Source organism: Agromyces humi (assembly GCF_009720255.1).
In the GTDB taxonomy this organism is placed as follows: Bacteria; Actinomycetota; Actinomycetes; order Actinomycetales; family Microbacteriaceae; genus Agromyces; species Agromyces humi.
In genome coordinates this window covers 1-1,715 of the sequence record NZ_WJSP02000581.1, presented here as the reverse complement: position 1 = coordinate 1,715, position 1,715 = coordinate 1, and the positions used below count along the sequence as shown (strand labels likewise).

The following is a 1,715-nucleotide window of genomic DNA, read 5'->3' as shown; positions in this document are numbered from 1 at the left end:
TAGCTGCCGTCGGCGATGCGGCCGAGGGCGCGCTCGACGTCGGCGAGCTCGGCACGCACGTCGGCGAGCACGGCGGTGCGCTGCGACCACTCCTGCGTCATCGTCGGGCCCTCGGGGTCGTGCTCGTCGTCGGCCGAGGCATCCGACCTCGCAGTGCGCACCTCGCTCATGACGCCGTCGAACTCCGCGAGGCGCTCCTCGGCGTCGGCGCGCTCCGCGCGCAGCCTGCCCTCGAACCGTGCGAGCTGTGCCGGGGTCATCGTCGTCGCCGTCATGTCGCCCCCTTTCCGATCCCCGAATGCTACGCCTGCGGCATCCGGACGCGGTGTCACACGCGGCAACTACGATTGAGGCGTGGTCACCGCCCTGTATCGCCGCTACCGGCCTGAGACGTTCGCCGAGATGATCGGCCAGTCGCAGGTGACCGAGCCCCTCATGACCGCGCTCCGCACCGATCGCGTGAATCACGCCTACCTCTTCAGCGGCCCGCGCGGGTGCGGCAAGACGACCTCGGCGCGCATCCTGGCCCGCTGCCTCAACTGCGCCGAGGGACCGACCGACGTGCCGTGCGGCGTGTGCCCGAGCTGTGTCGAGCTCGCTCGCGGCGGCAGCGGTTCGCTCGACGTGGTCGAGATCGACGCGGCCAGCCACAACGGCGTCGACGACGCCCGCGACCTGCGTGAGCGTGCCGTGTTCGCGCCGGCGCGCGACCGCTACAAGATCTTCATCCTCGACGAGGCCCACATGGTCACGCCGCAGGGCTTCAACGCCCTGCTCAAGCTCGTCGAGGAGCCGCCCGAGCACGTGAAGTTCATCTTCGCGACCACCGAGCCCGACAAGGTGCTCGGCACCATCCGCTCGCGCACGCACCACTATCCGTTCCGGCTGGTCCCGCCCGGCCCGATGCTCGAGTACGTGCAGCAGCTCTGCACCGAGGAGGGCATCGAGGTCGCCCCGGGCGTGCTGCCCCTCGTGGTGCGCGCCGGCGGCGGCTCGCCGCGAGACACGCTGTCGCTGCTCGACCAGCTCATCGCCGGGTCCGAGGGCACCACCATCGACTACGAGCGCGCGGTGGCGCTGCTCGGCTACACCCACGGCGCGCTCCTCGACGAGGTCGTCGACGCGATCGGCGCGAAGGATGCGGCAGGAGCGTTCGCCGCCGCCGACCGGGTGGTGCAGACCGGCCAAGACCCGCGGCGGTTCGTCGAAGACCTGCTCGAGCGGCTCCGCGACCTCATCGTGGTCGCGGCGTCGTCGCCCGAGACCGCGGCGGCCGTGCTCCGCGGCGTCCCCTCCGACGAGCTCGCGCGCATGGCCGCCCAAGCGGCGGCGTTCGGCTCGGCCGAGCTCTCGCGGGTCGCCGACCTCGTCAACCAGACCCTCACCGAGATGACCGGCGCCACCTCGCCGCGCCTCCACCTCGAGCTCATGCTCGCGCGGGTGCTCGTGCCGTCGAGCGACGACTCCGAGCGCGGTGCGCTGGTGCGGGTCGAGCGCCTCGAGCGTCGCATCGGGGTGACGGATGCCGCGGGCGAGACGTCCACTCGCGCCGTGCCCGTCGTGCACTTCGGCGTGGGCACGGGCGAGCTGCTCGGCGCCATGCACGGCATCGGCGTGGACACGGTCGGCGTGGACTACCGCGTGCCGCTCGACGTGGCCTCGGAGCGGGTGGGCGCGGACGTGCCACTGCAGGGCAACCTCGATCCCGCCCTGCT

Annotated in this window: 2 protein-coding genes; one reads left to right on the top strand and one right to left on the bottom strand. The window is 72.4% G+C overall.

The genetic code is table 11. From position 1 onward, the window contains the following. Window positions 1-275: DnaK-like suppressor protein (locus tag GH736_RS22505; protein ID WP_159607207.1), on the bottom strand; the 275-nt coding region annotated here is incomplete at its 3' end. Between the two features lie 79 nt (window positions 276-354). Between GH736_RS22505 and GH736_RS22500 the strand changes: the two genes are divergently transcribed. Further along, window positions 355-1,715: DNA polymerase III subunit gamma and tau (locus tag GH736_RS22500; RefSeq protein ID WP_159607205.1), on the top strand; the 1,361-nt coding region annotated here is incomplete at its 3' end.